This window comes from Kitasatospora sp. NPDC058115 (assembly GCF_042884635.1).
Classification (GTDB): domain Bacteria; phylum Actinomycetota; class Actinomycetes; order Streptomycetales; family Streptomycetaceae; genus Kitasatospora.
Genome location: NZ_JBHVTL010000014.1, coordinates 190,950 through 217,738, shown reverse-complemented (window position 1 = coordinate 217,738; position 26,789 = coordinate 190,950). Strand labels below are relative to the sequence as shown.

The window sequence follows — 26,789 nt, the reverse complement described above, 5'->3', positions numbered from 1 at the left end:
CCACCGAGCCGATGCCGAAGAACGCGCCGTGGGCGAGGGAGGCCACGATGCGGCCGACGAGCATCACACCCATGGTCGGTGCGACGGCGGAGAGCAGGTTCCCCGCCACGAACAGACCCATGAGGATCATGAGCATGGTCTTGCGGCCGATCCGGGTGCCGAGCACCGTCATCAGCGGGGCGCCGATGACGACGCCGATCGCGTAACCGGTGACCAGGAGGCCGGCGGAGGGGATGGACACGCCGTAGTCGCCGGCGATCTCGGGCAGCAGGCCCATGACCACGAACTCGGTCGTACCGATCCCGAAGGCCCCGATGGCCAGGGCCAGGAGCGCGAGAGGCATGGTGTACTGCCTTCCATACGGTTGCTGTTGCGCCTTACGTGCTCCGACAATAGTTGCAAGCGCGGGCAAAGTGCAAATGCGGGCATCCATCCATCGCCGATGGTGGGCGCCTGCTGTAGATAGTACTTGCATGAGCGGGATACCCGTGTTGGCAGATAGTCTCTGCCAGGGCTTATCCTGGAGAACGAACAACCTGGAAAGGAGAGCCGCGCCCATGACCGCCACGGACCCCGCGCTGACCGCCCTCGCCAACGGCTGGGCTTCCCTCTACCTTCTGGCCGGCCGGATCGAGGCGCACATCGAGCGCGCCCTGCAGACCGGGCACGACCTGAGCGTGCGCGAGTACTCGCTGCTCGACGTGCTCAGCCGCCAGCACGACGGCGAGGGCGGGCACCTGCAGATGAAGCAGGTCGCCGACGCGGTGGTGCTCAGCCAGAGCGCCACCACCCGCCTCGTCACCCGGCTGGAGGACCGCGGCCTGCTCTCGCGCTACCTCTGCGCGACCGACCGCCGCGGCATCTACACCGATGTGACCGGGCCCGGCCTGGAGCTGCTGGAAGCGGCCAGGCCGACCAACGAGGCCGCCCTCCGGGAGGCGCTGGACGAGGCCGCCAGGAACCCCGAGCTGGCCCCGCTGGTCGCCACCGTCGAGGAGATGAACACGGCGCGACGGCTCCCCGAGCCCGCCGCCGCGCACTGAGCACGACGAAGCCCCGGGACCTCGCGAGAGCGGTCCCGGGGCTTCGTCGTGCCGACGGTCAGGCGGTCAGGCGGTCAGGCGGTCGAGCGGTCGAGCGGTCGAGCGGTCGAGCGGTCGAGCGGTCAGGCGAGGGTGGCGCCGCGGGTGCGGGCGAGGTCCTCCAGGCCGTAGCGGGTGACGTGCTCGGGGTTGCCGAGGTCGACGGCGCGGATGCCCTCGGCGGTCAGGCGGGCGTTGATCTCGTCCAGGTGCTGCTGGACGAGCAGCTTCTCGGCGTCGGTGGTGCGGCCCTTGTGGGGGCGGCCGGCGTGCTCCAGGCTCGCGTAGTTGACCCGCTCGCGGGCGGAGGCGGCGGCACCGGCCGGGGCGCTCTGGACCGGGACGGGGCGGGCGGCCCGCTCGGCGCCGCGCAGCACCTCGGCCATCGGCGCGGCGGTGGCCAGCCGGTCGAACGCCTCGGCGGTCATCACGACGGTCTCCGGCTCGTCGCCGTCCGGGTAGTGCAGCTCGACCGTCACCAGGTCGAGCGCCAGGCCCGCGACCCCGGCCAGTTCACCGGGGAGCGCCTCGATCTCGACCGGGCCGTCCACCAGGTCGGGGTGTTCGCGGACGACGATCCGCACCAGGTCGTCGCCGTTCTCCGCGTGCTTGCCGGTCAGGTCCGAGAACCGGATGATCTTCTGGCCCACTTGTCTTCCTCTCCCTGCCCCTGTGATCAGCGCAGAGCCTAGCCGGGGCGCAGCCGGCGGACGTCCGGAGCGGACGTGCGGCGGGCGCGCGGGGAGGCGCGCGGGCAGGGCGCGCGGAATTGGCCCGCCGAACGGCGGATGCGGCACAGTGGCCCCATGAGCGCGGACACGAGGAGTCACCCGGTCTCCGGGCGGACCGGCCCCGGGCGGCGACGGCCGGTGCAGCAGCGCAGCCAGGAGCGCTACCGGCGGATCCTGGACGCCTGCGCCGCACTGCTCGACGAGGCCGGGGCGGCGGCGCTCACCACCAAGGAGGTGGCCCAGCGCGCGCGGGTGCCGATCGGCACCCTCTACCAGTTCTTCGCCGGCAAGGAGGACCTCCTCGCCGCGCTCGCCGGGCGCAACCTCGACCAGTACCTGCACCGGCTCGACGACCGGTTGCGGTCCGGAGCACCCGTCGGACCGGCCGGGTTCACCGATCTCGCGGTGGAGGAGTTCGTCGCGATGAAGCGCACGGTTCCCGGCTTCGGGCAGGTGGACTTCGGGCTCGCCGGACCGGCCGTCCCGGGGGGTGTCCGCGCCGACCGCCATCTGCTGGACCCCGAGGTCGACAACAACACCGCCGTCGCGCTGCGGCTCCAGGCCCTCGGCGGCGAACTCTTCGCGGCCGCCGACCCGGCGGCCCTCACGCTCGGCCTGCGGGTGGCCCTGGAGGCGGCGGACGCGGTGCTCAAGCTCGCCTTCCGCTGTGACCCGGACGGCGACCCGGCGATGATCTCGGAATGCAAGCGGCTGGTCCGCTGCTACCTCGTCGACCAGCTCGGCGGGCAACGCGGCGGGCAGGTCGGCGGGCAGGTCAGCGGGCCGCTCGGTCGTCCCTGAACGGTCGTCCCTGAACGGGCGCCCCGGGCCGGGGCCGGCGAGCCGTCGCGGGCCGTGGCGAGCCGTTGCGGGCCGGGCGCGCGGGCAGCACAGTGGAGACAGCAGCACGGTGGGACGGAGGAGGGCGGCAACGGCCGCGCCCCCGTCCCCGCTGTCCGCACACACCCCGAGGAGCAAGACCATGCACGCAGCGGTAGGTGACCAGCTCCACATCCACAGCCGGGCGGTGGGCATGGTCGACCAGAAGGGCGAGATCGTCGAGGTGCGCGGCCAGGACGGCCAACCGCCGTACGTGGTCCGCTTCGAGGACGGCCACACGGGTCTCGTCTACCCGGGCCCGGACTGCAACATCGAACCCCGCGAGGCGATCCGCTGACGCCACCGGCCACCGCCCCGTGCCGGTCCGGCCCGGGGCGGTAGTCGTGCTGTTGCCCGGTCCGCTCCCCGGTGGCGGTCTGCCCCTCGGCGACGGTGCCCCGGCCCTGCCGGGTCCACTGGCGGCGCTCGCGCCGGTGCTGGAGCAGTACGGCTACCCGGCGGTGGCGCTGTTCGTCCTGCTCGACAACTGCGGGATCCCCGCGCCCGGGCAGACCATCCTGGTGCTGGCCGCCGTCTTCGCGGGCACCGGGCACCTGGACTTCGCCGCCGTGGTGGCGATCGCCTTCGGGGCAGCCGTGCTCGGCAACACCCTGGGCCACCTGATCGGCGCCACCGGCGGCCGCGCCTTCGTGCACCGCTGGGGCCGGTACGTGCTGCTCACACCGGAGCGGACGGCCCGCGCGGAGGTGTTCTTCGCCCGGCACGGCGGCAAGGTGGTGACCGTCGCCCGGTTCTTCGACGGGCTGCGGCAGACCAACGGCATCATCGCCGGGACGACCGGCATGCCCTGGCCGCGGTTCCAGGCGTTCAACGTGCTCGGCGCCGCGCTCTGGGTGGGGGTGTGGTCCACCGTCGGGTACCTGGCCGGCGCGCACGTGGGCACGGTCTGGCGGACGGCCGTGCGCTACCAGCTGTGGCTGTTGATCGGGCTGGGCGCCCTGGCCGTGCTGTTCGCCGTCCGCCTCCTGCTCGCCCGCCACCTGCTGCGCGGCCGCCGGGGGCGGGAGGCGGACGCGGAAGGAGACGGAGAAGGGGAGGGCGGGAGGAAGGACGAGGCGGACGGGCGCGGTTGCGACGGCCGTCCCGGCCGGTGAGCCTGGAAACGATCACCTGGGAGGCGAGGATGGCCGATGTCGGGAGGCGCACGGGCCCCGGGAGCGGGGACGCGCACCGGGCGCCCGCCAACCGGACCGTCGTCCTCGCCGTCCTCGGGGCCACCGCCGTGGCCCTGGGCGCGCAGGCGGCGGGCGGCACCAGTGCCCGGCTCGTCCTGCTGCTGGTGTTCGTCCCCGCGCTGCTGGCCGGTCTGGGCACGCTCGCCCAGACCGTCGGCGCCGCGATCTGGGTCACCGCCGTCATCCTCGTCAGCTCGGTGTTCTTCCCCCCGGAGTCGATCAACGGCCGGGCGCTGACGCTGGCCACCGTCGTCGGCGCCTCCGCCGTCGCGGTGCTGCTCTGCGCGCGCCGGATCCGGCGCGAGCGCGAGCTGTACCGGATGCGGCAGAGCGCCGTCGCCCTCCAGCGCCAACTCCTGCGCCCGCTGCCGGCGCTGACCTCCGACGTCCTGCTCCACGGCCGCTACCGGCCGATCGAGGAGGACGCCATGGTCGGCGGCGACCTCTACGACATCGCGGACACCCCCTACGGCACCCGGGTCGTCATCGGCGACGTCCAGGGCAAGGGACTGCCCGCGATCGGCACCGGCTTCGCCGTGCTCGGCGCGTTCCGCGAGGCCGCCTTCCGCGAGCCCGCACTCACCGACGTCGCCCTCGCCCTGGAGGACGCGGTCACCCGGCACAACACGTACGCGGCGCAGAGCGGCGAGGCCGAGCGCTTCGTCACCGCGACGGTGTACTGCCTGGACCACCGCACCGGCGTGCAGGCCGTCAACTGCGGCCACCTCGCCCCGTACCTGCTCGTCGGCGGGCGCGTGGAGGCCGTCCCGCTGGCGGCCGGCGTGCCGCTCGGGCTCGCCGATCTCGCCGGGGAGGTGCGGACCGTCCAGTGGTTCGACCTCCCCCGCGACGGGACGCTGCTGCTGCTCACCGACGGGGTCACCGAGGCCGCGGACCGCGACGGCGTCTTCTACCCGGTCGAGCGGCGGCTCCTCGCCCTGGGCGACCGCACCCCGGACCAGCTCCCCGAGGCCCTCGACGAGGACGTCCACCGCCACAGCCGCGGCCGGCGTCGGGACGACCTCACGATCCTCGTGCTGCGCCGCAACCCCGGCACCACCGAACCGGTGGACTAGCCGGCTAGCTCAGCGGGAAGACCTCGAAGGCGACGGCGAAGCGCGTCCCCAGCCGGGTGCCCGCGCCGCGGCCGGCGCCCTCCAGGAAGCCGCGGGCGTCCGCCATCGCGCCGCCGAGACCGGCGAGATACGCCTTGTGGGCCTCCAGCGAGGCGACGCCCCGGTCGAAGTGGTCGGTGGTGTCCACCGCGTGCGCCGCATCCGGCGAGGACGCCGCCCAGATCTGCCGCACCCCGTTCCACGGTTCGAGGCCCTCGTCGACCAGTTCGCGGAAGACCCAGCGGTTGCCCGCGTCCCGCACCGCGTCCAGGGTGGCCCGGCCGACGGCGATGTGGTCGGCCTGGTTGAGGAAAACCCCGCCCCAGGTGTCGCGGAAGTTGCTGGTGATGACGATGTCCGGGCGGTGCCGGCGCACCACCCGGGCGATGTCGCGGCGCAGCGGCAGGCCGTACTCGACGACGCCGTCCGGGTGACCGAGGAACTCGACGGTGTCGACGCCGACGACGGCGGCGGAGGCGATCTGCTCGGCCTCGCGCAGCGGGCCGCACCGCTCGGGGTCCATGCCGTCGATGCCGGCCTCGCCGCTGGTGACCATCACGTAGACGACCCTCTTGCCCTGGTCCGTCCAGCGGGCGACGGCGGCGGCCCCGCCGTACTCCATGTCGTCGGGGTGGGCGACGACGACCAGGGCGGTCTGCCAGTCCTCGTCGACGGGCTCGAAGGGCGCGGGTGCCTGCTGCTCGGTCATGGTGGTGCTTGCCTCTCCGTGATGCCGGCGGGTGCCGTCGTTCGGCCGTTCGGCCGTTCGGTGGTCCGGTCGTTCGGTGGTTCGGTCGTGCCGCACGCGACTCTAGAAGATCACCGGACCGCCCGCCGGGTGATCACGTCGAGCGAGGCGACGGGGTGGCGGGGCGGCGGACTTGCCCCTGACGCGCGGGGCAGGGGTTAGCGTCCTCGCGCCCTCACGTCCTCTCACCTTGGAGTCCGCTCATGCCGTCCCTCCCCAGCACCGTCCGCGAGGTCCGGTTCGTCGCCGCGCCCGACGGCCTGCCCACCCCCGACAGCTTCGCCCTGGCCGAGGCCCCGCTGCCCGCCCCGGCCCCGGACCAGGTCCTCGTCCGTAACCGGGCCTTCGTGGTGTTCCCCGCCCTGCGCACCCTGGTCGGCGGCGCGTTGAGCGACGCGCCCCTCACGATCCGGCCGGGCGACGCACTGCTCGGACCCGCGCTCGGCGAGGTGTTGGCCGCGCCCGCCGACGGGCCGCTGCGCCCCGGCGACCTGGTCACCCATCTGCTCGGCTGGCGCGACCACGCGGTCGCCGAGGCGGGCGCGTTCACCCGGGTGGACGACGGGTTCCCCGACCCGCTCACCCTGCTCGCCCCCGGCCTCGTGGGCTACGGCGCGCTGACCCGCGCGACGGCGGTGCGGCCGGGCGACGTCGTCCTGGTCACCGGCGCGGCGGGGGCGGTCGGCGCGGTGTCCGGGCAGGTGGCCCGGCTGCTCGGGGCGGCCCGGGTGATCGGCACCACCGGCTCGGCCGCCAAGGCGAAGCGGCTGACCGAGGAGTTCGGCTTCGACGCCGTGCTGGTGCGCGGGGCGGGCCCGATCGCCGACCAGCTCGCCTCCGCCGCCCCGGACGGCATCGACGTGCTGCTGGACATGGTCGGCGGCGAGCAGCTCACGGCGGCCGTCGACGCCGCCCGCCCGGACGCGCGGTTCGCGCTGATCGGGGCACTCGCCGGGCAGCTGGACCCGGCCCGCAGCGGCGCCGACGCTCCGACCGTGGTGGACAGCTTCCGGCTGCTCGTCCGCAACGTCACCGTGCACGGCGTGAGCGGGCAGCGGTACGCGGAGCTCGAACCGGAGTGGCGCGAGCGGCTCGCCGGGTGGCTGCGCACCGGCGAACTGACCGTCCCCCTGACCGTCCTCCCGGGCATCGAGCAGGCCCCCGGGGCATTGTCCCGGCTGATCGACGGGGACGTCTTCGGCACCATGGTCGTCGAACTGTAGACCGCCCGGACGGTCCGGCGACCGGACGCAGGACGCCTGACGCCGGGCGCCGGACGCCGGACGACCGGAGCACCGGTGGGCGGGGCGGCAGGACGCTCGGGGAGGGGCGGATGACAGGACGGATGAGGATCGGCGACGCGGCGGCCGCCGCCGGCACCACACCGCGGGCGCTGCGCTTCTACGAACAGCGGGGCCTGCTGCCGCCGCCCACCCGCACCGTGTCCGGCCAGCGCGAGTACGGCCCCGAGACGGTGAGCCGGGTGCGGGTGATCCGGGCGTTGCTGGCGCTCGGGCTGACCGTCGACGACCTCGTCAGCCGGGTGCACCGGCTGGACATGCTCGCCGAGGACCCGCCGCGCAGCTGCGCGTCCACCGGTGAGTTCGGGCCGGACACCTTCGCCCCGGTGATCGAGCAGCGCCTCGCCGCCCTGGACGCGGAGATCGCCCGGCTGACCCGGCTGCGCGAGAGCCTGGCCCGCCACACCGGGGCCGCCACGCCGTAGGCCGTCGAACGCCGTACTCCATAACATCGGGCAACGTGCAGAGAGTTCTCTGCAGAGACCTCTATGCAGAGAACTCTCTGCACCCTACGATTCGAGCATGCCCACCGAAGAACCGTCGCCCGAAGAACCCACCACCGAACCGCCCGAGCGGCCCGCGCGCCGGCTCGACGCACGCAGCCTGCGCGGGCTCGCCCACCCGCTGCGGATGAAGATCTTCGAGCTGCTGAACCTCGACGGCCCGGCGACCGCCACCCGGCTGGCCGAACGGCTCGGCGAGAACACCGGCACCGTCAGCTGGCACCTGCGCCACCTCGCCGAACACGGGTTCATCGAGGAGGAGACCGGCCGTGGCACCAAGCGCGAACGCTGGTGGCGGCGCGTCCCCGTCACCAACCGGCTGGAGACCACCGACTTCCAGGACGACCCGGACACCCGCGGCGCGGTCTCGCTCTATCTGCACGAGCTCCTCGGGCAGTACTTCAACCGGATCAACACCTACATCGCCGAGGACTGGCCGGACGAGTGGCGCAACGCCGGCACCATCTCGGACTGGAGCCGGATGTGGATGACGCCGGACCAGCTCGCGTCGCTCAACGACGAGTTGTTCGCCGTCATCCGGCGCCACCTGCCGGACGAGAACACCGAGCCGGACCCGGCCGCGCTGCCGGTCGTCGTCCAGCTCCAGTCCTTCCCGCGGCGCCGCTACCCCGCCCGCCCGGCCGACGCCGGGAGCGCCGACACCGGGAACACGGACGACGGGCGCACCGATGCCGGCAACACCGACACCGGGCACACGGACGACCCGCAGGGGAGCGCCGAATGAGCCCCGACGCCACCGCCCCCCGCAGCCTGCTGCGCCGTCACCGCGACTTCCGGCTGCTCTGGTGCGGCGAGACGGCCGGCAAGTTCGGCTCCTCCGTCACCGGCGTCGCCATGCCGCTGATCGCCGTCTCCGAACTGCACGCCTCCACCTTCGAGATCGGCCTGCTGAGCGCCGCCTCCTGGGCACCCTGGCTGGTCATGGGCCTGCCGGTCGGCGTCTGGGTGGACCGCTTACGACGCCGTCCGGTCATGCTGACGGCAGCCGGCGTCTCGCTCGCGCTGTTCGCCGCCGTCCCGGTGGCCGGGTGGGCGGGCCGGCTCAGCGTCGGACTGCTGCTGGCCGTCGCCCTGCTCACCGGCACCGCGGCCGTCTTCTTCCAGACCGCCTACACCGCCTATCTGCCCGACCTGCTCTCCCCCGCCGACCAGCCCGAGGGCAACGCCAAACTGCACGGCAGCGCCTCCGCCGCCCAGATCGTCGGCCTCGGCTCCGGCGGTCTGATCGCCCAACTCGCGGGCGCCGCCAACGGCATGTTCGCCAACGCCGCGACCTTCCTGGTCTCGCTGCTCTGCCTGGGCCGCATCCGGCACCGCGAGACGCCGCCCCGGCCGGCCGCCGACCGGTCGCTGCGCCGCGAGGTCGGCGAGGGCCTGCGGCTGCTCGCCGGGGATCCGTGGATGCGCAGCTTCGCCCTGTTCGGCGCGGCGTCCAACCTGGCGCTGATGGGCTACCAGTCGATCCAGGTCGCCTTTCTGGTCCGCGAGGTCGGACTCGCGCCGGGCACCGTCGGCGCGTTGATCGCCACGGTCGGCAGCGGCGGCGTCCTCGGCGCCTTCGTGGCCCGCCGGGTCGCCGCGCGGATCGGCACGGCCCGCGCGATGATCCTCTTCGAGCTGGGCGTGCCCTCGCTCGCCCTACTGATCCCGCTCACCGGTCCCGGCGCGGGCGTGCTCTGCTTCGCCGCGGGCGGCTTCGCGATCTCGGTCGGCGTGGTGGCCGGAAACATCATCAAGGCGGGTTTCCAGCAGCGCTACTGCCCGCCCGAGCTGCTCGGCCGCATCAGCGCGAGCGGAGCCGTCCTCGGCTTCGGCACCATCCCGCTCGGTGCCCTGCTGGCCGGCGTCCTGGGCACCGCGATCGGTCTGCGCCCCGCCCTGTGGATCGCCACCGCAGGCGTGCCACTGGCGGCGCTCGTCCTGCTCCTCTCCCCCGTCGGCCGCACTCGCGACCTGCCCACCACCCCGCGCTCCGCCGACACCCCGGTCCCGGCCCCGGCCCCGGCCACCGAGTCCGCCACCACCGCCTGACCGGCCGCCGGGAGCGCCACCGCCCACGGCCCGGTGATCACCGAGGTGATCCCGGGCCCACCGGCACGCCCGAGCGAAGTCGGTGGCCGACGGAGGCACGGTCCGGCGGGGAGGCACCGGCGCCGCGCCCGCTCTGCGCCCCGCCCTGTGGATCACCACCGCCGGGGTGCCGCTGGCGGCGGTCGTCCTGCTCCTCCCCCGTCGGCCAGAGGCGCGGAGGCCCCGGGAGCCACCCCGCCGACAGCCCTCCGCCCGACGGCTGCCGGGCGAGGGCCCCGCCCCGCAGCCCGCAGTCCCTTCCCACGTCGACGCGCAACGGGGAACAGCCCGACTTCCGGAGTGCCGGCCGTGCCCCTCCCACCTGCCCGGCCGTCAGGCGATCGGCAGATCCGGGCGGGCGAGCCGGCGTCGTAGATTGACGGCATCGCACAGGACAGGCCGGGCGGCCGGCCCCCTCCGCCCGGAAGAACCGACCACCGAAACGCGGCCGCAGCTGGAAGTCGTGCCACGGCGGCACCGGCCCGGGCCGCCAGCCGCCCACCCGCGCGCGCCGCCGACTGTCGGACCGGCGCCATGACACGGGACACGCCGGGCGACCGACCCTCCCCTCCGGAAGAGCCGACCACCGGAACGCGGCCACAGCCGAACGCAGTGCCACGGCAGCCCCGGGCCCAGGCCGCAGCAGCCCACCCGCGCGCGCCACCGGCCGTCGGGCCGTCGCCATGACACGGGGACCCTCCCCTCCGGAAGAGCCCACCACCGGAACACGACCACACCCGGAAGCAGTGCCACGGCAGCCCCGGGCCCAGGCCGCAGCAGCCCACCCGCGCGCGCCACCGGAGGTCGGGCCGTTGCCATGACACGGGGACCCTCCCCTCCGGAAGAGCCCACCACCGGAACACGGTCACAGCCGGAAGTCGTGCCACGGCCGCCCCGGCCCGGGCCGCCAGCAGCGCAGCCGCGCGTGCCGCCGACCGTCGGACCGGCGCCATGACACAGGACACGCCAGGCAACCAGACCCACCCCTCCGAAAAAGCCGACCACCGAAACGCGGCCACACCCGGAAGCAGCGCCACAGCCGCCCCGGCCCGGGCCGCAGCAGCCCACCCGCGCGCGCCGCGACCGGGTGGGGGCGGGCGGGCGCCGTAGGTTGACGCCATGGCACAGGACACGCCGGGCGGCCGGCTCGCCCCTCCGAAGTGGCTGACCGCCGGAATGCGGCCGCAGCCGGCGGCGGTGCCGTGGGCGGCCGTGGCCCGGGCCGCGGCGGGGCTGGCGGCGCCGCTGGCCGTCGGGCTGGCGGCGGGGCGGCCGGCGTACGGGGCGCTGGCGTCGATGGGCGCGCTGTCCGCCGTCATCGGTGACACCGCCGACGCCTACCGGATGCGGGTCTTCAACATCGCCGTGCCCCAGCTGTTCGGTGCCGTCGGCGTCGCGCTCGGCACTCTGGTGTTCGGGCGCGACTGGACGGCCGTCGCCGTCCTGACGATGGTCGCGCTGGTCTCCGGGATGATCTCCTCGATCGGCTCGGTCGCCTCCGTCTCCGGCCTGCTGCTCCTGCTCAACGCCGTCGTCGGGGCCGGTCTGCCGATGCCGCACCCGTGGTGGAAGGCGCCGCTGCTGCTGCTCGCCGGCGGGGCCGTGGTGCTGCTGCTCACCCTGTTCGCCTGGCCGCTGCGCGGCGGCGTGCCGGAGCGGGCGGCGGTGGCGGGCAGCTACCGGGCGGTCGCCGCGTTCGTCCGCGCCGCCGGCACCCCGGAGCACGACGAACGGCGGCTGGCCGTCACCCAGTCGCTCAACTCCTCCTACGACCTGCTGCTCGCCCACCGCACCCGCCGGCACGGCCGCTCTCCTGGGCTGGCCCGGCTGATCGCCCGGCTCAACGCGCTGATGCCGGTCGTCGAGGCGGCCTCCGCCGCCAAACTGCGTCCGGCCGCCCGGCTCGGCCCGCTGCCGGAGGCCTACCCGGCCGCCGTGCTGGCGCTCGCCGACGCCGTCGAGCGCGGCCGCGCCGCCCCGGCACCGGGCGAGGACCCCGCCGCCTTCCTCGACCTGCCCGCGCCCACCGGACCGTCCGAACGCGCGCTGGACCAGGCCCTGCGGTACGCGGCCGCGGTCGGCGCCGAGCCCGGGCGCGCGGACGTCCCCGACCGGCTCGGCAGCCCCGCCGCCCCCGGCGAGCGGGCCCGGCGCGCGGCCCGGGCGGCGCTGCTCTCCGGTGCGTCCTGGCGCTACGGCCTGCGGCTGGCGCTCTGCATCGGCCTCGCCCAGGTGCTGGTCTCGGTGCTGCCGGTGCCCCGCTCCTACTGGGTCGCGCTGACCGTCACCTTCGTCCTGAAGCCGGACTTCGGCTCGGTGTTCTCGCGCGCCGTGCTGCGCGCCTTCGGCACCGCCCTCGGGCTGGTGATCGCCATCCCGGTGCTCGCCGAGGTCCCGCGCGGCTGGTGGGACGTGCCGACCGTCGCGGTGCTGGCCACCCTGATCCCGGCGTTCTCGGCCAAGGGGTACGCGTTCCAGACCGCCGCCATCACCCCGGTCATCCTGCTGCTCTCCGACCTGCTCAACCACCAGGGCTTCGGGCTGGTGCTGCCCCGGCTGTACGACTCGCTGATCGGCTGCGGGATCGCGCTGCTGGCCGGCTACCTGTGCTGGCCGGAGTCCTGGCATACCCGGATCGGCGACCGGCTGGCCGACGCCGTGGCGGACGCCTCCGCGTACGTGGCACTGGCCTTCGCCGCCGCCCCCGGGCGCGATCAGCCGTCCCGGCCGCGCCGACGGCGCCGGCTCTACCGGGACCTCTCGGCGGTCCGCTCCGAGTTCCAGCGCGCACTGACCGAGCCGCCGCCGGTCGGCACCCGGGCGGCGGCGTGGTGGCCGCTGGTGATCGCGGTGGAACGGGTGGTGGAGGCGACCACCGCGACCCGGGTCCGGGTCGAGCACGGGGTGCCGGCACCGCCGCCGCAGGAGGTCGCCGCCATCGCCGCCGACCTCGCCGCCCTGGCCGAGGCGCTGCGCACGGGCACGCCGCTGCCGGCCCCCGAGGAGGGGCCCGCCGCCGCCCACGGCGCCGCGGACGACGTCCTCGGGCCGCTGCGGCGCGAGGTCCGCGCGGCCTGCGCCATCGCGTCCCCGGTCCTGGGCTGACGCCGCGCGACAGGCCGGCCGGGGCCGGGCGCGCCCGGTGACGTGCGCCCGGGGACGTGCGGTCGGTGACGGGCACGGCGACGCCGCCGACGGCCGCTCAGTCCTGGATCCGCCGCCAGGGCCGGTCCGCCTCCAGGGCGAACGCCAGCTCCAGGAGCAGCCGCTCCTCACCGTGGCCGGCCGACAGGTGGACGCCGATCGGCAGCCCCTCGGGGCTCGCGCCGACCGGCAGGGCGATGCCGGGGCCGCCGGTGACGTTGTTGACCGGGGTGAAGGCGACGTAGCGGGTGAGCCGCTCCAGCAGTTCGCCGAAGGCGACGTTCGGGCTCAGGTGGCCGATCGGCGGCGCGACGTGGGCCAGCACCGGCGACAGAATCGCGTCGTACGTGCGGAACAGGCCCGCGTACGTCCGCTCGGAGGCGTGCAGCCGCCGCACCACGCCCGGCACCCGGGCGAACTCGCGGTGGAAGACCCGCCGCAGACCGGTGGTGAAACCGTCCAGCCGGGCCGCCCGGAAGCCGGGGTCGACGGTCAGCCGGCCGGTGGTGGCGATCAGGAAGGCGATGTAGCCCCAGTAGAGGATGAAGTCGCGGGAGAACTCCTCCCCGAACGGCAGCTCCACCGGCGTCACGTCGTGGCCCAGGGCGGCCAGCCGGGCGGCCGTCTCCTCGACGGCCGCCCGGGTCGGCCCGTCGGTGGGCGCCGTCGGGGAGTCCACCACCAGCCCGATCCGCAGCCGGCGCCCGCCGGGGCCCTCGACCAGGCCGAGCGGGGGCATGGCGGGGTTGCGGTAGTGGTGTTCGGCGGCGGCGAGGAACGCGGCGGTGTCGCGGACGGAGCGGGTCAGCACGCCGTCGGTGATCAGGTCGACCGGGAGGCGGCGGCCCTGGGCGTTGGGCACCATCCGGCCGCGGGTGGGCTTGAGGCCGACCAGCCCGCAGCAGGCGGCCGGGATCCGGATCGAGCCGCCGCCGTCGTTGGCGTGCGCGACGGGGACGACGCCGGAGGCGACCAGCGCGGCGGCGCCGCCGGAGGAGGCGCCCGGGGAGTGCGAGGTCAGCCACGGGTTGCGCACGGGGCGGGCGGTGGCGTACTCGGTGGAGGCGTTGAGGCCGAACTCCGGCAGCCGGGTCTTCCCGAGGACGGACAGGCCGGTGCCGAGGAACTGCTCGGCGAAGCCGGCGCTGCGGCGGGCCGGTTTGGCGCGGAACGCCGCGCTGCCCTGGCCGGTGGGCATGCCGCGCAGGTCGGTGTTGTCCTTGAGGAAGCTCGGCACGCCGTACAGCGGCGCGTCCGGCCCGGCACCGTGCACGCCGTGCGCGCCGCGAACACCGTCCACACTGTCCACGCCGTGCACGCCGTCCGCGCCGCCGCCCCCGCCGCCGTGGCCGGGGAACGCCCGCCCGTACGCGGCGAAGGCGACCGGGGCGAGCGCCGCGTCGACGCGTTCGGCGCGCGCCACGGCGGCCGCCGCCAGCTCGGCGGGGCTCACCTCGCCGGCCCGCACCAGGGCGGCCAGCGCCACCGCGTCGTGCTCCCCCAGCGCGTCGTCCCCGTAGGCGTGCACCCGCTCGTCGGCCATCCGGACTCCCCATCCCTGCCAGTCGGTGACGGCACCCGGGCCCGGTTCGCCACCTACCTGCCGGTAATGCCGCGCGAGCTGAGCAGTCTAGGCCGGGCGCGGCCGTACCGAACAGCCCCGCGTGGCGCGGGCACGATCGGGCCGCACCGCCCGTTCGGTCCTGCGACGCTTCTGGGATCCCGACCGCCGGGCCCGACCCCCGGCGGCCCGCGTCACCCCGTCACCACCGAAAGCTGGCCCGCATGATCGAGCTCGACTTCGACGGCACCGGATTCCGCCGCAACGGCGCGCCGCACCGGATCGTCTCCGGCGCGCTGCACTACTTCCGCGTCCACCCCGCGCTGTGGGACGACCGGCTGGCCCGGCTGCGGGCGCTGGGCGTCAACACGGTGGACACCTACATCCCCTGGAACTTCCACGAACTGCCGACCGGCGAGGTGGACTTCACCGGCTGGCGGGACATCGCGGGGTTCGTCCGCCTGGCCGAGCGGCACGGCCTGGACGTCATCCTCCGCCCCGGCCCGTACATCTGCGCCGAGTGGGAGTTCGGCGGGCTGCCGGCGCGGCTGCTGGCCGTGGACGGGATCCGGCTGCGCAGCTCCGATCCCGCCTTCCTCGCCGCGGTGGACGGCTGGTTCGACGCCCTGGCGCCGCAGCTGCTGCCGCTGCTGGGCAGCCGGGGCGGTCCGGTGGTCGCCGTCCAGGTGGAGAACGAGTACGGCAGCTACGGCACCGACGCCGCCTACCTGGCGCACCTGCGCGACGGCCTGGTCGCGCGCGGGGTGGACTGCCTGCTGTTCACCACCGACGGCTCCGAGGACTTCATGCAGCAGGGCGGCGCGATCCCGGGCCTGCTGGCCACCGCCACCTTCGGCTCCCGCGCCCCCGAGCGCTTCGAGGTGCTGCGCCGCCGGCAGCCGCAGGGGCCGCTGGCGGCGATGGAGTTCTGGATCGGCTGGTTCGACCGGGTCGGCGATCCGCACCACGTCCGGGACGCCAAGGAGACCGCCGCCTCGCTCGACGAACTGCTCGCCACCGGCGCCTCGGTGAACCTCTACATGGCGCACGGCGGGACCAGCTTCGGCTTCTGGGCGGGCGCCAACCACTCCGGCACCGGCCCGGACACCCCCGGCTTCGAGCCGACCGCCACCAGCTACGACTACGACGCGCCGATCGGCGAGGCGGGCGAGCTGACCGAGAAGTTCCACACCCTGCGGACCGTCATCGGCAGGTACGTCCCGCTCCCGGAGGGCGAACTCCCGCCCCTGCCGCCCCGGCTGGCGCCGCGCCGGCTCGACCGCGCGAGCGGCCGGGCCCGTCTCCTGGACTCCCTCGACGCGCTCTCCACGCCCGTCCACCGCCCCGTCCCCGAGCCGATGGAACGCCTGGGCCAGTCGTCCGGCCTCATCCACTACCGCACCCACGTCCCCGGCCCGCGCCCCGAACTGCCCCTGCGCGTCGACGGCATCGGCGACCGCGCCCAGGTCTTCGCCGACGGCCGCCCGCTCGGCGTCCTCGACCGCAACCGGCCGGAGCAGACCCTCCCCCTGGCCACCGGCCCCGCCGGCGTCACCCTGGACATCCTGGTCGAGGCCCTCGGCCGCGCCAACTACGGCCCCCAGCTGGACGACCGCAAGGGCATCCGGCGCGGCGTCTCGCACGAACGCCAGCGCCTGCACACCTGGGAGATCCGCCCGCTGCCGCTCACCGACCTCGACGCCCTCGTCCTCCACGACGCCCTCGACACCGCGGACGGCGACCCCGCCTTCCACCGCTTCGAGACCGACCTCGACGCCCCCGCCGACGCCTTCGTCGCCCTCCCCGGCTGGGGCCGCGGCCTGCTCTGGCTGAACGGCTTCCTGCTCGGCCGCTACACCGACGAGGGCCCGCAGCGCGCCCTCTACGCCCCGGCCCCGCTCTGGCAGGCCGGCCGCAACACCCTCCTCGTCCTCGAACTCGCCCGCCACGGCGACTCCCTGGAACTCCGCGACGAGCCCGACCTCGGCCCCACCACCCGCGCCCCCAGCGCCGACTACTGAGCCGCGCCCGGGGCCGGCCGTGCGGTGCGCGGCCGGCCCCGGGGCCGGGTCACTCGACGGTGACGCTCTTGGCGAGGTTGCGGGGCTTGTCGACGTCGCGCTTCAGGGCGACGGCGGCGTGGTAGGCGAGCAGCTGGAGCGGGATGTTGAGGAGCAGCGGGTCCAGCTCGGGTTCGCTCTTGGGGACCAGCACGCAGTGGTCGGCGAGCTTGGGGTCGGGGCGGCGGTGGGCGACGGCGAGGACGCGGCCGGAGCGGGCCTTGATCTCGCCGAGGGTGGTGAGGTTCTTGTCGAGCAGCTCGTCGTCCGGGACGAGGGCGACGGTGGGCAGTTCGGGGCTGATCAGGGCCAGCGGGCCGTGCTTCAGCTCGCTCGCCGGGTAGGCCTCGGCGTGCACGTAGGAGATCTCCTTGAGCTTCTGCGCGCCCTCGCGGGCGACCGGGTAGCCGCGCACCCGGCCGATGAACATCATGCCGGTGGAGTCGGCGTACTCGGCGGCCAGGGCGGCGATCTCGTCGCTCTGGGCGAGGATCTCGCGGATCTGGCCGGGCAGGGCCTTGAGGGCGGAGACGATCCGGCGGCCGTCGGCGGGCGAGAGGTCGTGGATCCGGCCGAAGTGCAGGGCGATCAGCGCGAAGGCGACGACGGTGGAGGTGAACGCCTTGGTGGAGGCGACCGAGATCTCCGGACCGGCGTGCAGGTAGATGCCGCCGTCGCACTCGCGGGCGATGGCGCTGCCGACGGTGTTGACGACGCCGAGGACGCGGCCGCCCTTGCGCTTGACCTCCTGGACGGCGGCGAGGGTGTCGTAGGTCTCGCCGGACTGGCTGACCGCTATGTAGAGGGTGTCGGCCTCGATGACGGGGTTGCGGTAGCGGAACTCGGAGGCCGGCTCGCTGTGGGCGGGGATCCGGGCGAGCTCCTCGATCAGCTGGGCGCCCATCTCGCCGGCGTAGTAGGCGGAGCCGCAGCCGAGGATCTTGACCCGGCGGATCTCGCGCAGTTCGCGGGCGTCCAGGTTGAGGCCGCCGAGGTGGGCGGTGGCGAAGCGCTCGTCGAGGCGGCCGCCGAGGGTGCGCTCGACGGAGCCGGGCTGCTCGTGGATCTCCTTGAGCAGGAAGTGCTCGTAGCCGCCGGTGTCGTAGGAGTCGATGTCCCAGTCGACGGTGGACGGCTGGCGGTGGGTGGTGCGGGCGTCCTCGGTGAAGGTGCGGAAGCCGTCGGCGCGCACGGTGGCCAGCTCGCCGTCCTCCAGGTGGACGACCTGGCGGGTGTAGCGGACGAGGGCGGAGACGTCGGAGGCGACGAACATCTCCTTCTCGCCGAGGCCGAGCACGATCGGGCTGCCGTTGCGGGCGACCACGATGCGGTCGGGCTGCTCGGCGTCGAGGACGGCGATGCCGTAGGTGCCGACGACCTTGCCGAGGGCGGCGCGCACGGCGTCCTCCAGCTCGCCGCCCTCGGCGGCGTGGGCGGCGACGAGGTGGGCGAGCACCTCGGTGTCGGTCTCGGAGCGGAACACCGCGCCCTCGGCGGCGAGCCGTACCCGCAGCTCGTCGGCGTTCTCGATGATGCCGTTGTGGACGACGGCGATCCGCCCGTCGTTGTCCAGGTGCGGGTGGGCGTTGGCGTCGCTGGGCACGCCGTGGGTGGCCCAGCGGGTGTGGCCGATGCCGGTGGTGCCCTTGAAGCGGGCGGGGACGTCGGCGGCGAGGTCGGCCACCCGGCCCTTGACCTTGCGGACCTTGATGCCGCCGGTGCGCCCGGCGACGGCGACGCCGGCCGAGTCGTAGCCGCGGTACTCCAGCCGGGCGAGGCCCTCCAGCAGGAAGGGGGTCGCGTCCTTGGGGCCGATGTAGGCCACGATTCCGCACATGGTGGGCTCCTTGGTTCCGTGAGTACGAGGGCGGCCGGGCGGGCCGTGCCGACAAGACCTGAACGCGGCGGTGAGGGACGGCCGGTGAGGGAACGGCCGGCCGCAGGGACGGCCGGTCAGCCGTAGACGATCCGGCGCAGCTGGCGGGCCGAGAGCCCGGGCGCCGCGACCCGGCGGGCCGGGAGTTCCTCGGCGAGCCGGGCGAAGATCCGTTCGTTGGTCAGGCCGCGCGCCTGCAGTTCGCCGTGGCGGCGCCGGACGTACTCCTCGGTGGTCTCGGAGAAGTAGGCCAGCACCTCCGCCACCACCCGCGCCGCCTCCCGGGGCCCGAGCGGGCTGGTCCGGGTGAGGTGGGCGAGCAGGTCTTCGTGGGGGTGCGAGGGACCGGGCGAGCTGGACACGAGTGGGGAGCCTAGGCGCCCCCTCAGCGAAAGATCAAAAATCCTGCCCGATTTCGGGCAGGATCCCGCCGTGTTCGAAGCATGAACGGGGGTCTTGTAGCCGCACGGGTGACCACGTAGCGTGATGACTTGCTCACACACCGGGGGGCCGGGGGAGGACGGGAGCGTCGGAAGAGTGTCGGAAGAACCGGAGGCTTGCTGATGTGCGGGATCACCGGATGGGTCGCCTACGACCGCGACCTGACCCTCGAACGAGCGGTGCTCGACGCCATGACGGCGACCCAGCTCTGCCGCGGTCCGGACGCCGGGGGCGTCCACCTGGAGCGGCACGCCGCGCTGGGCCACCGGCGCCTCGCCGTGATCGACCCGCAGGGCGGCGTCCAGCCGATGACGGCCGAGCACGACGGCCGGCTGCTGGCCGCCCTCAGCTACAGCGGGGAGGTGTACAACCACCGCGAACTGCGCGCCGAGCTGGAGGCCGCCGGGCACCGCTTCCGCACCCGCAGCGACACCGAGGTGGTGCTCCGCGCCTACCTGGAGTGGGGCGAACACCTGGCCGAGCGGCTCAACGGCATGTTCGCCTTCGCCGTCTGGGACGCCCGCGCCGAGGAACTGCTGCTGGTCCGCGACCGGATGGGCGTCAAACCGCTGCACTACCACCCGACACCGGACGGCGTGGTCTTCGGCTCCGAACCGAAGGCGCTGCTCGCCCACCCCGCGGTGCGCCCGGTGGTCGACCTCGACGGACTGCGCGAACTGCTCGCGCTGACCCGCACCCCGGGCCTCACCCCGTACCGGGGCATCGCCGAGGTCCGGCCGGGCCACGTGGTGCGGGTGCGGCGCCAGGGCCTGACCGCCCGGCGCTACTGGGCACTGGAGGCCCGCGAGCACGTCCAGGACCTCCCCACCACGATCGGCACCGTCCGGGCCCTGCTGGAGGACATCGTCCACCGCCAGCTGGAGTCCGACGTGCCGCTCTGCTCGCTGCTCTCCGGCGGCCTCGACTCCAGCGCGGTCACCGCCCTGGCGGCCCGGACGCTGCGCGCCGCCGGCGCCGGCCCGGTGCGCTCCTTCGCGGTCGACTTCACCGGCCAGTCCGAACACTTCGCCCCGGACGCCGTCCGCACCACCCCGGACGGCCCGTACGCGCGGATGCTCGCCCGGCACGTGGGCGCCGACCACCAGGTGATCGAACTGGACAGCGCCGCCGTCGGCGCCCCGGCGCAGCGGCTCGCCACCCTGCGCGCCCGCGACCTGCCGGGCGGCGTCGGCGACATGGACTCCTCGCTGCTGCTGTTCTTCCGCGGGGTGCGCGAACGCTCCACGGTGGCGCTGTCCGGCGAGTCGGCGGACGAGCTGTTCGGCGGCTACCGCTGGTTCCACGACCCGCAGATCGTGCGCACCGAGGACTTCCCGTGGGCGGCGGTGCTGAGCAGCCTCGGCGGCAGCGGCAGCGGGCCGCGCGAACAACTGCTCGACCGGGAGCTGCTCGGCAAGCTCGACCTGCCCGGCTACCGGCAGGCACGCTACCGGGAGGCGATCGCCGAGGTCCCGCACCTGCCGGACGCCGACCCGTTCGAACGGCGGATGCGGGAGGTGTCGTACCTCAACCTGACCCGCTTCGTGCGCATCCTGCTGGACCGCAAGGACCGGATGAGCATGGCCACCGGGCTGGAGGTGCGGGTGCCGTTCTGCGACCACCGGCTGGTGCAGTACGTCTTCAACACGCCGTGGGCGATGAAGTACTTCGACGGCCGGGAGAAGAGCCTGCTGCGCGCCGCCGTGCGGGACGTGCTGCCCGACGAGATCGCCGACCGGATGAAGAGCCCGTACCCGGTCGTCCAGGACCCCCGCTACCCGCAGCTGCTGCGCGGCGAGCTCGCCGCACTGGCCGCCGACCCCCGCTCCCCCGGCCTCGCCCTGCTGGACCGGCGGGCGCTGTCCGACGCGCTCGCCCCGGACACCGATCCGCAGACGGTCCGGCTGGCGACCGATCTGGCCCTGGACCTGGACGCGTGGCTGACGGAGTACCAGGTCCGCCTGGAGCTGTGAGCGACCCGCCCCCGGGCGGCGCGCGCCCCGCGCCGCCCGGCCCCGTGCCACCGTCCGTGACCAGCCGCGGGCCCGCCTCGTTGACCGGGCGGGACGTGCGATAGCGTCGCCGACACCTCCCGAATGGCGGTCGATAACACGGAATCCGAAGCCCGTGCCGTCAGGATGGGGAGAGTCCCGTCCGTCTCGATCCGCCGGGGGATCTCCGTCATGCAACCGCGAGCCTTCGCGATCCTCACCGCCCTGCTGCTCGGGGTGCTCGGCCTGGGGTCGGTGGCCGTCACCGACTGGACGCCCGAGCCGGTCACCGCCGCGGTGGCCGGGTCGGCCTCCCCCGGGGCCGGCACCGACGGCGCGGGCGGCACCGGCACCGGACAGCCGGCCGCGAGCGCCACGGCGACCGGGGACCCGGCGGTGTGGACCCGCTCGACGCTGCGCAACAAGCTGATGGCCGAGATGGAGGCCACCGACCCCGGCGTCGCCCTGGCCGACCTCGACCGGATCACCAAGCAGCTGCCGTACACCGTCCGGTTCTGCCACCCGATCGCCCACGAGCTCGGGCACGCGGCGGTCACGCGCTTCCACGCCGACTTCCAGAAGGTCATCTCCTTCCCGCACGAGACCTGCGCGGCCGGCTACCTGCACGGCGCCGTCGAGGAGATGCTCAACGCCTCCACCCAGCCCGAGACCGACCTGGTCAAGCTCTGCGCGCCCAAGAACAGCGGCCCGTGCATCCACGGCGTGGGCCACGGCACGATGTTCGTCGCCAAGCAGGACGTCGCCAAGGCCCGCGAGCTGTGCAACAGGTTCACCTCCGACCAGAACCGGATCCGCTGCTCCGAGGGCCTGTTCATGCAGCTCTTCGGCCCGGACGAGGAGGACGAGACGGCCAAGGCCAACCTCCCGGCCGACAAGCTCGCCCAGGACCCGCTCTACCCGTGCAAGGACCAGCCGGCGCTGTTCCAGTCCGCCTGCTACTTCTACGCGCCGACCTTCTACCTCTCCTCGCACGACTACCCGAACCACCCCGAGGTGTACGCCGAGGCCCTGAAGTGGTGCCTGAACGGCAAGGCCTCCGGCGGGGCGGTGGACTGCAGCCGGGGCGTGGGCTCGCGCACCATGAAGTACAACCTGGACCGCGAGGACTGGGCCGCCCAGCAGTGCGCGACCGCGGCCGACGGCTGGCAGCGCAAGGCCTGCGCGGAGGGCCTGGTCAGCTACTACACGGTGAACTACACCGACGCGGGGGCGGCCGGGCGGCTCTGCGCCAAGCTCACCGACAAGGAGATGCAGGGCTACTGCCGCTCGGCGGGCGGGCTCTCCGCCTCGCTGGACTGACCCCCGCCGTCCCACCTGCCGGGCCCGCGCCGCACGGCGCGGGCCCGTTTCCGTAGGATCACGGGGATCCGGGTGCGCCGAGGACGCCGCGCCACCAGGCCCGCACCCTCCCCGGAGCCGCACATGACCTCCGACGACTTCCGCGCCGCCGACGAGCGCCTCCCCGCCGACGTCCGCCGCGCCGCCGACGTCCGCCTCCCCGCCGACGACGACTTCCGCGCCGCGGCGCACACCGCCGCCGACCTGGCCGCCGACCACCTCGCCGGGCTGGCCGCCCGCCCGGTCTGGCGGCCGATGGACGACGACGCCCGCCGCACCCTGCTGGACGCCCCGCTGCCCACGACCGGCCGCCCGCTCGCCGAGCTGCTGGAGGCGGTCGGCCGCGACGTGCTGCCGCACCCGATGGGCAACGGCCACCCGCGGTTCTTCGGCTGGGTGAACTCCGCCCCGGCCCCGGCCGGCGTGCTCGCCACCCTCGCCGCCGCCGCGATGAACCCCAGCTCGGCCGGCGGCGACCACGCCGACGTCCACCTGGAGCGGGCCGTGGTCCGCTGGATCGCCGAGCTGGTCGGCTTCCCCCACCCGCCCGGCGGCGGGCTGCTCACCTCCGGCACCTCGATGGCGACCATCGTCTGCCTGTCCGCCGCCCGCAACCGGGCCGCCCGCGCCGCCGGACGGGACGTCCGCGAGGACGGCCTCGCCGGGATGCCGCCGCTGGTCGGCTACGTCACCGGCGAGACCCACTCCTGCGTCCGCAAGGCCGCCGAGCTGCTGGGCCTCGGCAGCCGGCACCTGCGCACCGTGGCCACCGGCCCCGACGGGGGCCTCGACCTCGCCGACCTGCGCGCCGCGATCGCCCGCGACCGGGCGGCGGGGCTGCTGCCGTTCCTGGTGGTGGCCTCGGCCGGCACGGTCGGCACCGGCGCGGTGGACGCCTTCGACCCCCTCGCCGACCTCTGCGCCGAGGAACGCCTGTGGCTGCACGTGGACGGCGCCTACGGCGCGTTCGGCGTGCTCGACCCGGTGATCGCCCACCGCTACGCCGGGATGGAGCGCGCCGACTCGCTGGCCCTCGACCCCCACAAGTGGCTCGGCGTGCCGGTCGACTGCGGCTGCGCGCTGGTCCGCGACCCCGAGGGGCTGCGCGCCACCTTCAGCCTCGTCCCCTCCTACCTGCGCGACGAGGCGGCCGGGGAGCTGGGCTGGTTCTCCGAGTACGGCACCGAGCAGACCCGCCCGTTCCGCGCCCTCAAGGTGTGGGCCACCATCGCCCACCGCGGCCGCGACGGCCTCGCCCGGGACATCGCCCGGACCACCGCGCTCGCCCGACGGCTCGGCGAACTCATCACCGAGGACCCCGAATTGGAGCTGCTCGCCGAGGTCCGGACCTCCATCGTCGCGTTCCGCCTGCGCCCGCCCGGCCGCACCGAAGCCGCCCTGGACGCCCTCAACCGCGAGCTGCCCGCCGCCGTCCAGCGCCGCGGCCGCGCCTTCGTCACCGGCGCCCGCCTGGCCGGCCGCGAGATGCTCCGCGCCTGCCTCCTCAACCCGGCCACCACCGAAACGGACCTGCGGATCCTGCTCGAAGAAGTGAAGGCGGCCGGGCGCGGAACGGGCGATGCACAGCACCATTAACCGTCAGGTCACGGGGGATTCGTGATCGTGAAACACCGAAGCGGCAGATTGATGGCATGGAGCACCTGGAGAAGCCGAAGCCCGAAACCGTCCAGTCCCCGAACCCCTCCCGTGCCCAGCGCCGCGGCGTCCGTGCCCAGCGGTGGCGACGCGACGCGGTGGAACTCGCCGCCGTCTTCCTCTCGGTGACCGCCGCCGACCTGGTGGCCAAGCTCGTGGTGCACGGACCGGACGGGCCGGTGGTGCTCGCTGCGTCCGCCACCGCACTGCTCGCCACGGCGCTGTTCCACGCCTGGTGGTCGCACCGCCATCACCTGCACGGACCGCCCGGACCGGACGCGCCCGAGCCACCGGACGGGACACCGGCCGGGGCGCAGGCCCAGGCCGGGGCCCAGGCCGGGACGCAGGCCGAGCCGCTGAAGGGCCCGCTGCACGACTTCGAGGAGACCGCACTGTGGCGGGTCCGCACCACGGTGCGGGACTCCCCCGGCAGCCTGGCCCGGGTCTGCGCGGCCTTCGCGGCGCGGCAGGTGAACATCGTCTCGATGCAGTCCCACCCGCTGCCGTCCGGCGCCGTGGACGAGTTCTTCGTCCGCGCGCCGCGGTCGCTGACCCGCGCCGACCTGACCGCGCTGGTCGCCGGGGCCGGCGGGCACGACATCTGGACCGGCCCGGCCGACGCCCACGACCTGGTGGACGTGCCGACCCACGTCCTGGCGCTGGCCACCCGGACCGCGCTGGACGCCGCCGAGCTGCCGGTCGCGCTGCGCCGGCTGTTCGGGCAGTGCAGCATCCGGCAGTACCCGGGCGCGGCCGCCCGCACCGCCGCCGGGGCGGACGGGCACGTGCTGCGGCTGCCGGTGCCCTCCGGGGACCTCATCGAGCTCACCCGCCCGCAGCTGCCGTTCACCCCGACCGAGTTCGCCCGGGCGCAGGCACTGGTCGAGCTGGACACCCTGCTCGGCCCCCGGGTGCCGGACGTCCGGTCCCGGCTGAGCCAGCCGGCCGGCGCCGACCTGACCGTGCGGCGCGCGGACGCGGCCGACAAGGCGGCCGCGCTGGCGATGCACCGGCGCTGCTCCCCCGACGCGCTGCGCAAGCGCTACCACGGGCCGGTCCGGGACGCCGACCGCTACCTGGACCACCTGCTGGACGCCCGGCACGGCCAGACCCTGGCGGTGGAGGCGGCGGACGGGCGGATCGTCGCCCTCGGGCACCTGATGTGGGACGACGACGGCGCCGAGGTGGCGGTGCTGGTCGAGGACGCCTGGCAGCGGCGCGGGCTGGGCCTGGACCTCATGCGGCGGATGGCGGCGCTGGCCCTGGAGGCCGGGGTGGACACGGTGTACGCGGTCACCCAGTCGTCCAACTCCGGGCTGATCGCCACCATGCGGCGGCTGGCGGCGCCGCTGGACTACCAGGTGGAGGACGGCACGCTGGTCATCACCGCGCACCTGGCGGAGGCGGCCGAGGAGCTCCCGGTGCCCTGGCAGACCCGTCCGGGCCGGTGAGCCGCATCGGCACGTCGGGTAATCATCCGGTCATTTCTTCACCACACCCTCACCAAGGGTCCCTCCCGCGCCGGCGCGCGGAACCGCCGCACCCCGCTCACGCGTCCCCGACGGCGAACGGCCCCTCCGTACACCGCCCGTCCTGACGCCGCGCCAGGGCCGCCCGGAAGGGCTTCCCGCGCACGTCGCAGCAGGCGGCGCGGGGTCCGGGGCGACGGGTCGGGCGGCGGAGTCGGTAGGCTGATCCCGTCCCCGCCGCCCGACGGCCCGTAGTCCGGCCCCCGGGCGGTGCCGCAGCAAGGAGGAACCACTGAGCATGGCAGGCACCGAATCGGAGCCCACAGGCGCACGCGACGCCTCGCTGCCGGCGCGCGCGAAGATCGCGGTGACCGCCGGCAAGGTGGCCGCCGCCGTCTCCCGCAAGGCCGGGCGCGGCAGCGGCTCGGTGATCGGCGGCAAGGTCGCCCTGAGGCTCGACCCCGATCTGCTCGCCACCCTCGCCGAGAACCTCGACGTGGTGCTGGTCAGCGCCACCAACGGCAAGACCACGACCACCCGCCTGATCGCCGAGGCGCTGCGCGCCGCCGGCCCGGTGGTCTCCAACGCGCTGGGCGCCAACATGCCGGCCGGCATCACCTCCGCCCTGGCCGGCGGCTCGGAGGCCCGCTTCGGCGTCATCGAGGTCGACGAGAAGTACCTGGCGATGGTGGCCCGGGACACCCGCCCCAAGGCGATCGCCCTGCTCAACCTCTCGCGCGACCAGCTGGACCGCGCCGCCGAGACCCGCATGATGGCGGAGAAGTGGCGCGAGGGCCTCCAGGACACCGAGGCCGTGGTGATCGCCAACGCCGACGACCCGCTGGTGACCTGGGCCGCGTCCTCCTGCAAGAAGGTGGTCTGGGTGGCCGCCGGACAGGCGTGGAAGGAGGACGCCTGGTCCTGCCCCGCCTGCGGCGGCGTGATGCAGCGCCCCGGCGACGACTGGTTCTGCCAGGAGTGCGGCTTCAGGCGCCCCAACCCGCACTGGGCCCTGCAGGGCACCCACGTGATCGACCCGCAGCGCGGCGCCTGGCCGATCCAGCTCCAGCTGCCCGGCCGGGCCAACCTGGCCAACGCCACCAGCTCGGCCGCCGTCGCCGCCGTGTTCGGCGTCTCCCCGCAGGTCGCGCTGGAGCGGATGCGCTCGGTCACCGCGGTGGCCGGCCGCTACGACGTCGTCCAGTACCAGGGCCGCGACATCCGGCTGCTGCTGGCCAAGAACCCGGCCGGCTGGCTGGAGACCTTCTCGCTGATCGACGGCCCGCCGACCCCGGTGGTGCTCTCGGTCAACGCGCTCGACGCCGACGGCACCGACACCTCCTGGCTGTGGGACGTGGACTACGAGCGGCTCGCCGGGCACCCGGTGTTCGTGCTGGGCCAGCGCAAGCTGGACCTCGCGGTGCGCCTGGAGGTCGCCGGGCTGCAGTTCCACGTGGTGGACTCGCTGGAGCAGGCGGTCCGGATGGCCCCGCCCGGCCGGATCGAGGCGATCGCCAACTACACCGCCTTCCAGCAGCTGCGGAAGGTCGTGGCCGGCTGATGCCGGACCGGCACCGAGCAGCCCC

At 74.9% G+C, this 26,789-nt stretch carries 22 protein-coding genes; 16 read left to right on the top strand and 6 right to left on the bottom strand.

Going from position 1 to position 26,789, the window contains the following annotated elements; translation table 11 throughout:
- Positions 1–343 (bottom strand): MFS transporter (locus tag ACFVVL_RS17430; RefSeq protein WP_381722738.1); only part of this gene is annotated, 343 nt, incomplete at its 3' end.
- A gap of 214 nt (positions 344–557) precedes the next feature.
- On the opposite strand from ACFVVL_RS17430, the gene ACFVVL_RS17425 reads away from it, so the two are divergent.
- Complete coding sequence (locus tag ACFVVL_RS17425; protein ID WP_380294094.1) at positions 558–1,043, top strand: MarR family winged helix-turn-helix transcriptional regulator; 486 nt, start codon at positions 558–560, stop codon at positions 1,041–1,043.
- A gap of 122 nt (positions 1,044–1,165) precedes the next feature.
- Here the strand turns inward: ACFVVL_RS17425 and ACFVVL_RS17420 are convergent, their stop codons facing one another.
- The gene (locus ACFVVL_RS17420) at positions 1,166–1,732 is read right to left on the bottom strand and encodes a hypothetical protein (protein WP_380294095.1); all 567 of its coding nucleotides are present in this window, start codon (positions 1,730–1,732) and stop codon (positions 1,166–1,168) included.
- A gap of 156 nt (positions 1,733–1,888) precedes the next feature.
- Between ACFVVL_RS17420 and ACFVVL_RS17415 the strand changes: the two genes are divergently transcribed.
- The 4 genes from ACFVVL_RS17415 (at position 1,889) to ACFVVL_RS17400 (ending at position 4,964) form a co-directional block, all read left to right on the top strand.
- Complete coding sequence (locus ACFVVL_RS17415; RefSeq protein WP_387675988.1) at positions 1,889–2,614, top strand: TetR/AcrR family transcriptional regulator; 726 nt, start codon at positions 1,889–1,891, stop codon at positions 2,612–2,614.
- Between the two features lie 181 nt (positions 2,615–2,795).
- On the top strand, positions 2,796–2,990 hold the full coding sequence (locus ACFVVL_RS17410; RefSeq protein ID WP_380294097.1) for a DUF1918 domain-containing protein: 195 nt from the start codon (positions 2,796–2,798) through the stop codon (positions 2,988–2,990).
- A 52-nt stretch (positions 2,991–3,042) separates the two neighbouring features.
- Positions 3,043–3,807 carry a DedA family protein gene (locus ACFVVL_RS17405; RefSeq protein ID WP_387675985.1) on the top strand — a complete coding sequence of 255 codons (765 nt, stop codon included), beginning with the start codon at positions 3,043–3,045 and terminating at the stop codon, positions 3,805–3,807.
- Between the two features lie 29 nt (positions 3,808–3,836).
- Positions 3,837–4,964: a PP2C family protein-serine/threonine phosphatase gene (locus tag ACFVVL_RS17400; RefSeq protein ID WP_387675982.1), complete on the top strand. Its 1,128-nt coding sequence runs from the start codon at positions 3,837–3,839 to the stop codon at positions 4,962–4,964.
- Positions 4,965–4,968: 4 nt separating this feature from the next.
- Here ACFVVL_RS17400 and ACFVVL_RS17395 read toward each other — a convergent pair whose 3' ends face one another.
- Positions 4,969–5,712, bottom strand: a complete 744-nt coding sequence (locus ACFVVL_RS17395) for a PIG-L deacetylase family protein (protein ID WP_387675979.1) — start codon at positions 5,710–5,712, stop codon at positions 4,969–4,971.
- Positions 5,713–5,954: 242 nt separating this feature from the next.
- On the opposite strand from ACFVVL_RS17395, the gene ACFVVL_RS17390 reads away from it, so the two are divergent.
- From ACFVVL_RS17390 to ACFVVL_RS17370, 5 genes are all read left to right on the top strand, one after another.
- Positions 5,955–6,974 carry an MDR family NADP-dependent oxidoreductase gene (locus ACFVVL_RS17390; protein ID WP_387675977.1) on the top strand — a complete coding sequence of 340 codons (1,020 nt, stop codon included), beginning with the start codon at positions 5,955–5,957 and terminating at the stop codon, positions 6,972–6,974.
- 122 nt (positions 6,975–7,096) lie between these two features.
- Complete coding sequence (locus ACFVVL_RS17385; protein WP_380294115.1) at positions 7,097–7,477, top strand: MerR family transcriptional regulator; 381 nt, start codon at positions 7,097–7,099, stop codon at positions 7,475–7,477.
- A gap of 97 nt (positions 7,478–7,574) precedes the next feature.
- Positions 7,575–8,300 carry an ArsR/SmtB family transcription factor gene (locus tag ACFVVL_RS17380; RefSeq protein WP_387675974.1) on the top strand — a complete coding sequence of 242 codons (726 nt, stop codon included), beginning with the start codon at positions 7,575–7,577 and terminating at the stop codon, positions 8,298–8,300.
- The gene (locus ACFVVL_RS17375; protein WP_387675971.1) at positions 8,297–9,607 is read left to right on the top strand and encodes an MFS transporter; all 1,311 of its coding nucleotides are present in this window, start codon (positions 8,297–8,299) and stop codon (positions 9,605–9,607) included. The genes ACFVVL_RS17380 and ACFVVL_RS17375 overlap by 4 nt, the downstream gene beginning before the upstream one ends.
- Before the next feature lie 1,158 nt (positions 9,608–10,765).
- The gene (locus tag ACFVVL_RS17370) at positions 10,766–12,751 is read left to right on the top strand and encodes an FUSC family protein (RefSeq protein ID WP_387675968.1); all 1,986 of its coding nucleotides are present in this window, start codon (positions 10,766–10,768) and stop codon (positions 12,749–12,751) included.
- A 97-nt stretch (positions 12,752–12,848) separates the two neighbouring features.
- Here the strand turns inward: ACFVVL_RS17370 and ACFVVL_RS17365 are convergent, their stop codons facing one another.
- A complete protein-coding gene (locus tag ACFVVL_RS17365) occupies positions 12,849–14,333 on the bottom strand; it encodes an amidase (RefSeq protein WP_387675965.1) in 1,485 nt (494 codons plus the stop codon).
- Positions 14,334–14,575: 242 nt separating this feature from the next.
- Here ACFVVL_RS17365 and ACFVVL_RS17360 point away from each other — a divergent pair, with 242 nt between their 5' ends.
- Positions 14,576–16,372 carry a beta-galactosidase family protein gene (locus ACFVVL_RS17360; protein WP_387675962.1) on the top strand — a complete coding sequence of 599 codons (1,797 nt, stop codon included), beginning with the start codon at positions 14,576–14,578 and terminating at the stop codon, positions 16,370–16,372.
- A gap of 49 nt (positions 16,373–16,421) precedes the next feature.
- Here ACFVVL_RS17360 and glmS read toward each other — a convergent pair whose 3' ends face one another.
- Positions 16,422–18,248, bottom strand: a complete 1,827-nt coding sequence (glmS, locus tag ACFVVL_RS17355; RefSeq protein WP_380294107.1) for a glutamine--fructose-6-phosphate transaminase (isomerizing) — start codon at positions 18,246–18,248, stop codon at positions 16,422–16,424.
- Positions 18,249–18,364: 116 nt separating this feature from the next.
- Positions 18,365–18,649 carry a hypothetical protein gene (locus tag ACFVVL_RS17350; RefSeq protein WP_327683601.1) on the bottom strand — a complete coding sequence of 95 codons (285 nt, stop codon included), beginning with the start codon at positions 18,647–18,649 and terminating at the stop codon, positions 18,365–18,367.
- Positions 18,650–18,850: 201 nt separating this feature from the next.
- On the opposite strand from ACFVVL_RS17350, the gene asnB reads away from it, so the two are divergent.
- The 5 genes from asnB to ACFVVL_RS17325 all read left to right on the top strand — a co-directional run bounded on the left by asnB (position 18,851) and on the right by ACFVVL_RS17325 (position 26,764).
- Complete coding sequence (gene asnB / locus ACFVVL_RS17345; protein WP_387675959.1) at positions 18,851–20,701, top strand: asparagine synthase (glutamine-hydrolyzing); 1,851 nt, start codon at positions 18,851–18,853, stop codon at positions 20,699–20,701.
- A gap of 210 nt (positions 20,702–20,911) precedes the next feature.
- The gene (locus ACFVVL_RS17340) at positions 20,912–22,039 is read left to right on the top strand and encodes a hypothetical protein (RefSeq protein WP_387675956.1); all 1,128 of its coding nucleotides are present in this window, start codon (positions 20,912–20,914) and stop codon (positions 22,037–22,039) included.
- Positions 22,040–22,162: 123 nt separating this feature from the next.
- The gene (locus ACFVVL_RS17335; protein WP_387675953.1) at positions 22,163–23,674 is read left to right on the top strand and encodes a pyridoxal phosphate-dependent decarboxylase family protein; all 1,512 of its coding nucleotides are present in this window, start codon (positions 22,163–22,165) and stop codon (positions 23,672–23,674) included.
- 56 nt (positions 23,675–23,730) lie between these two features.
- Complete coding sequence (locus ACFVVL_RS17330; RefSeq protein WP_387675950.1) at positions 23,731–25,185, top strand: GNAT family N-acetyltransferase; 1,455 nt, start codon at positions 23,731–23,733, stop codon at positions 25,183–25,185.
- Positions 25,186–25,501: 316 nt separating this feature from the next.
- Entirely contained in the window at positions 25,502–26,764 is a 1,263-nt protein-coding gene (locus ACFVVL_RS17325) for a MurT ligase domain-containing protein (protein ID WP_355371978.1), read from the top strand.
- Positions 26,765–26,789 lie beyond the last annotated feature (25 nt).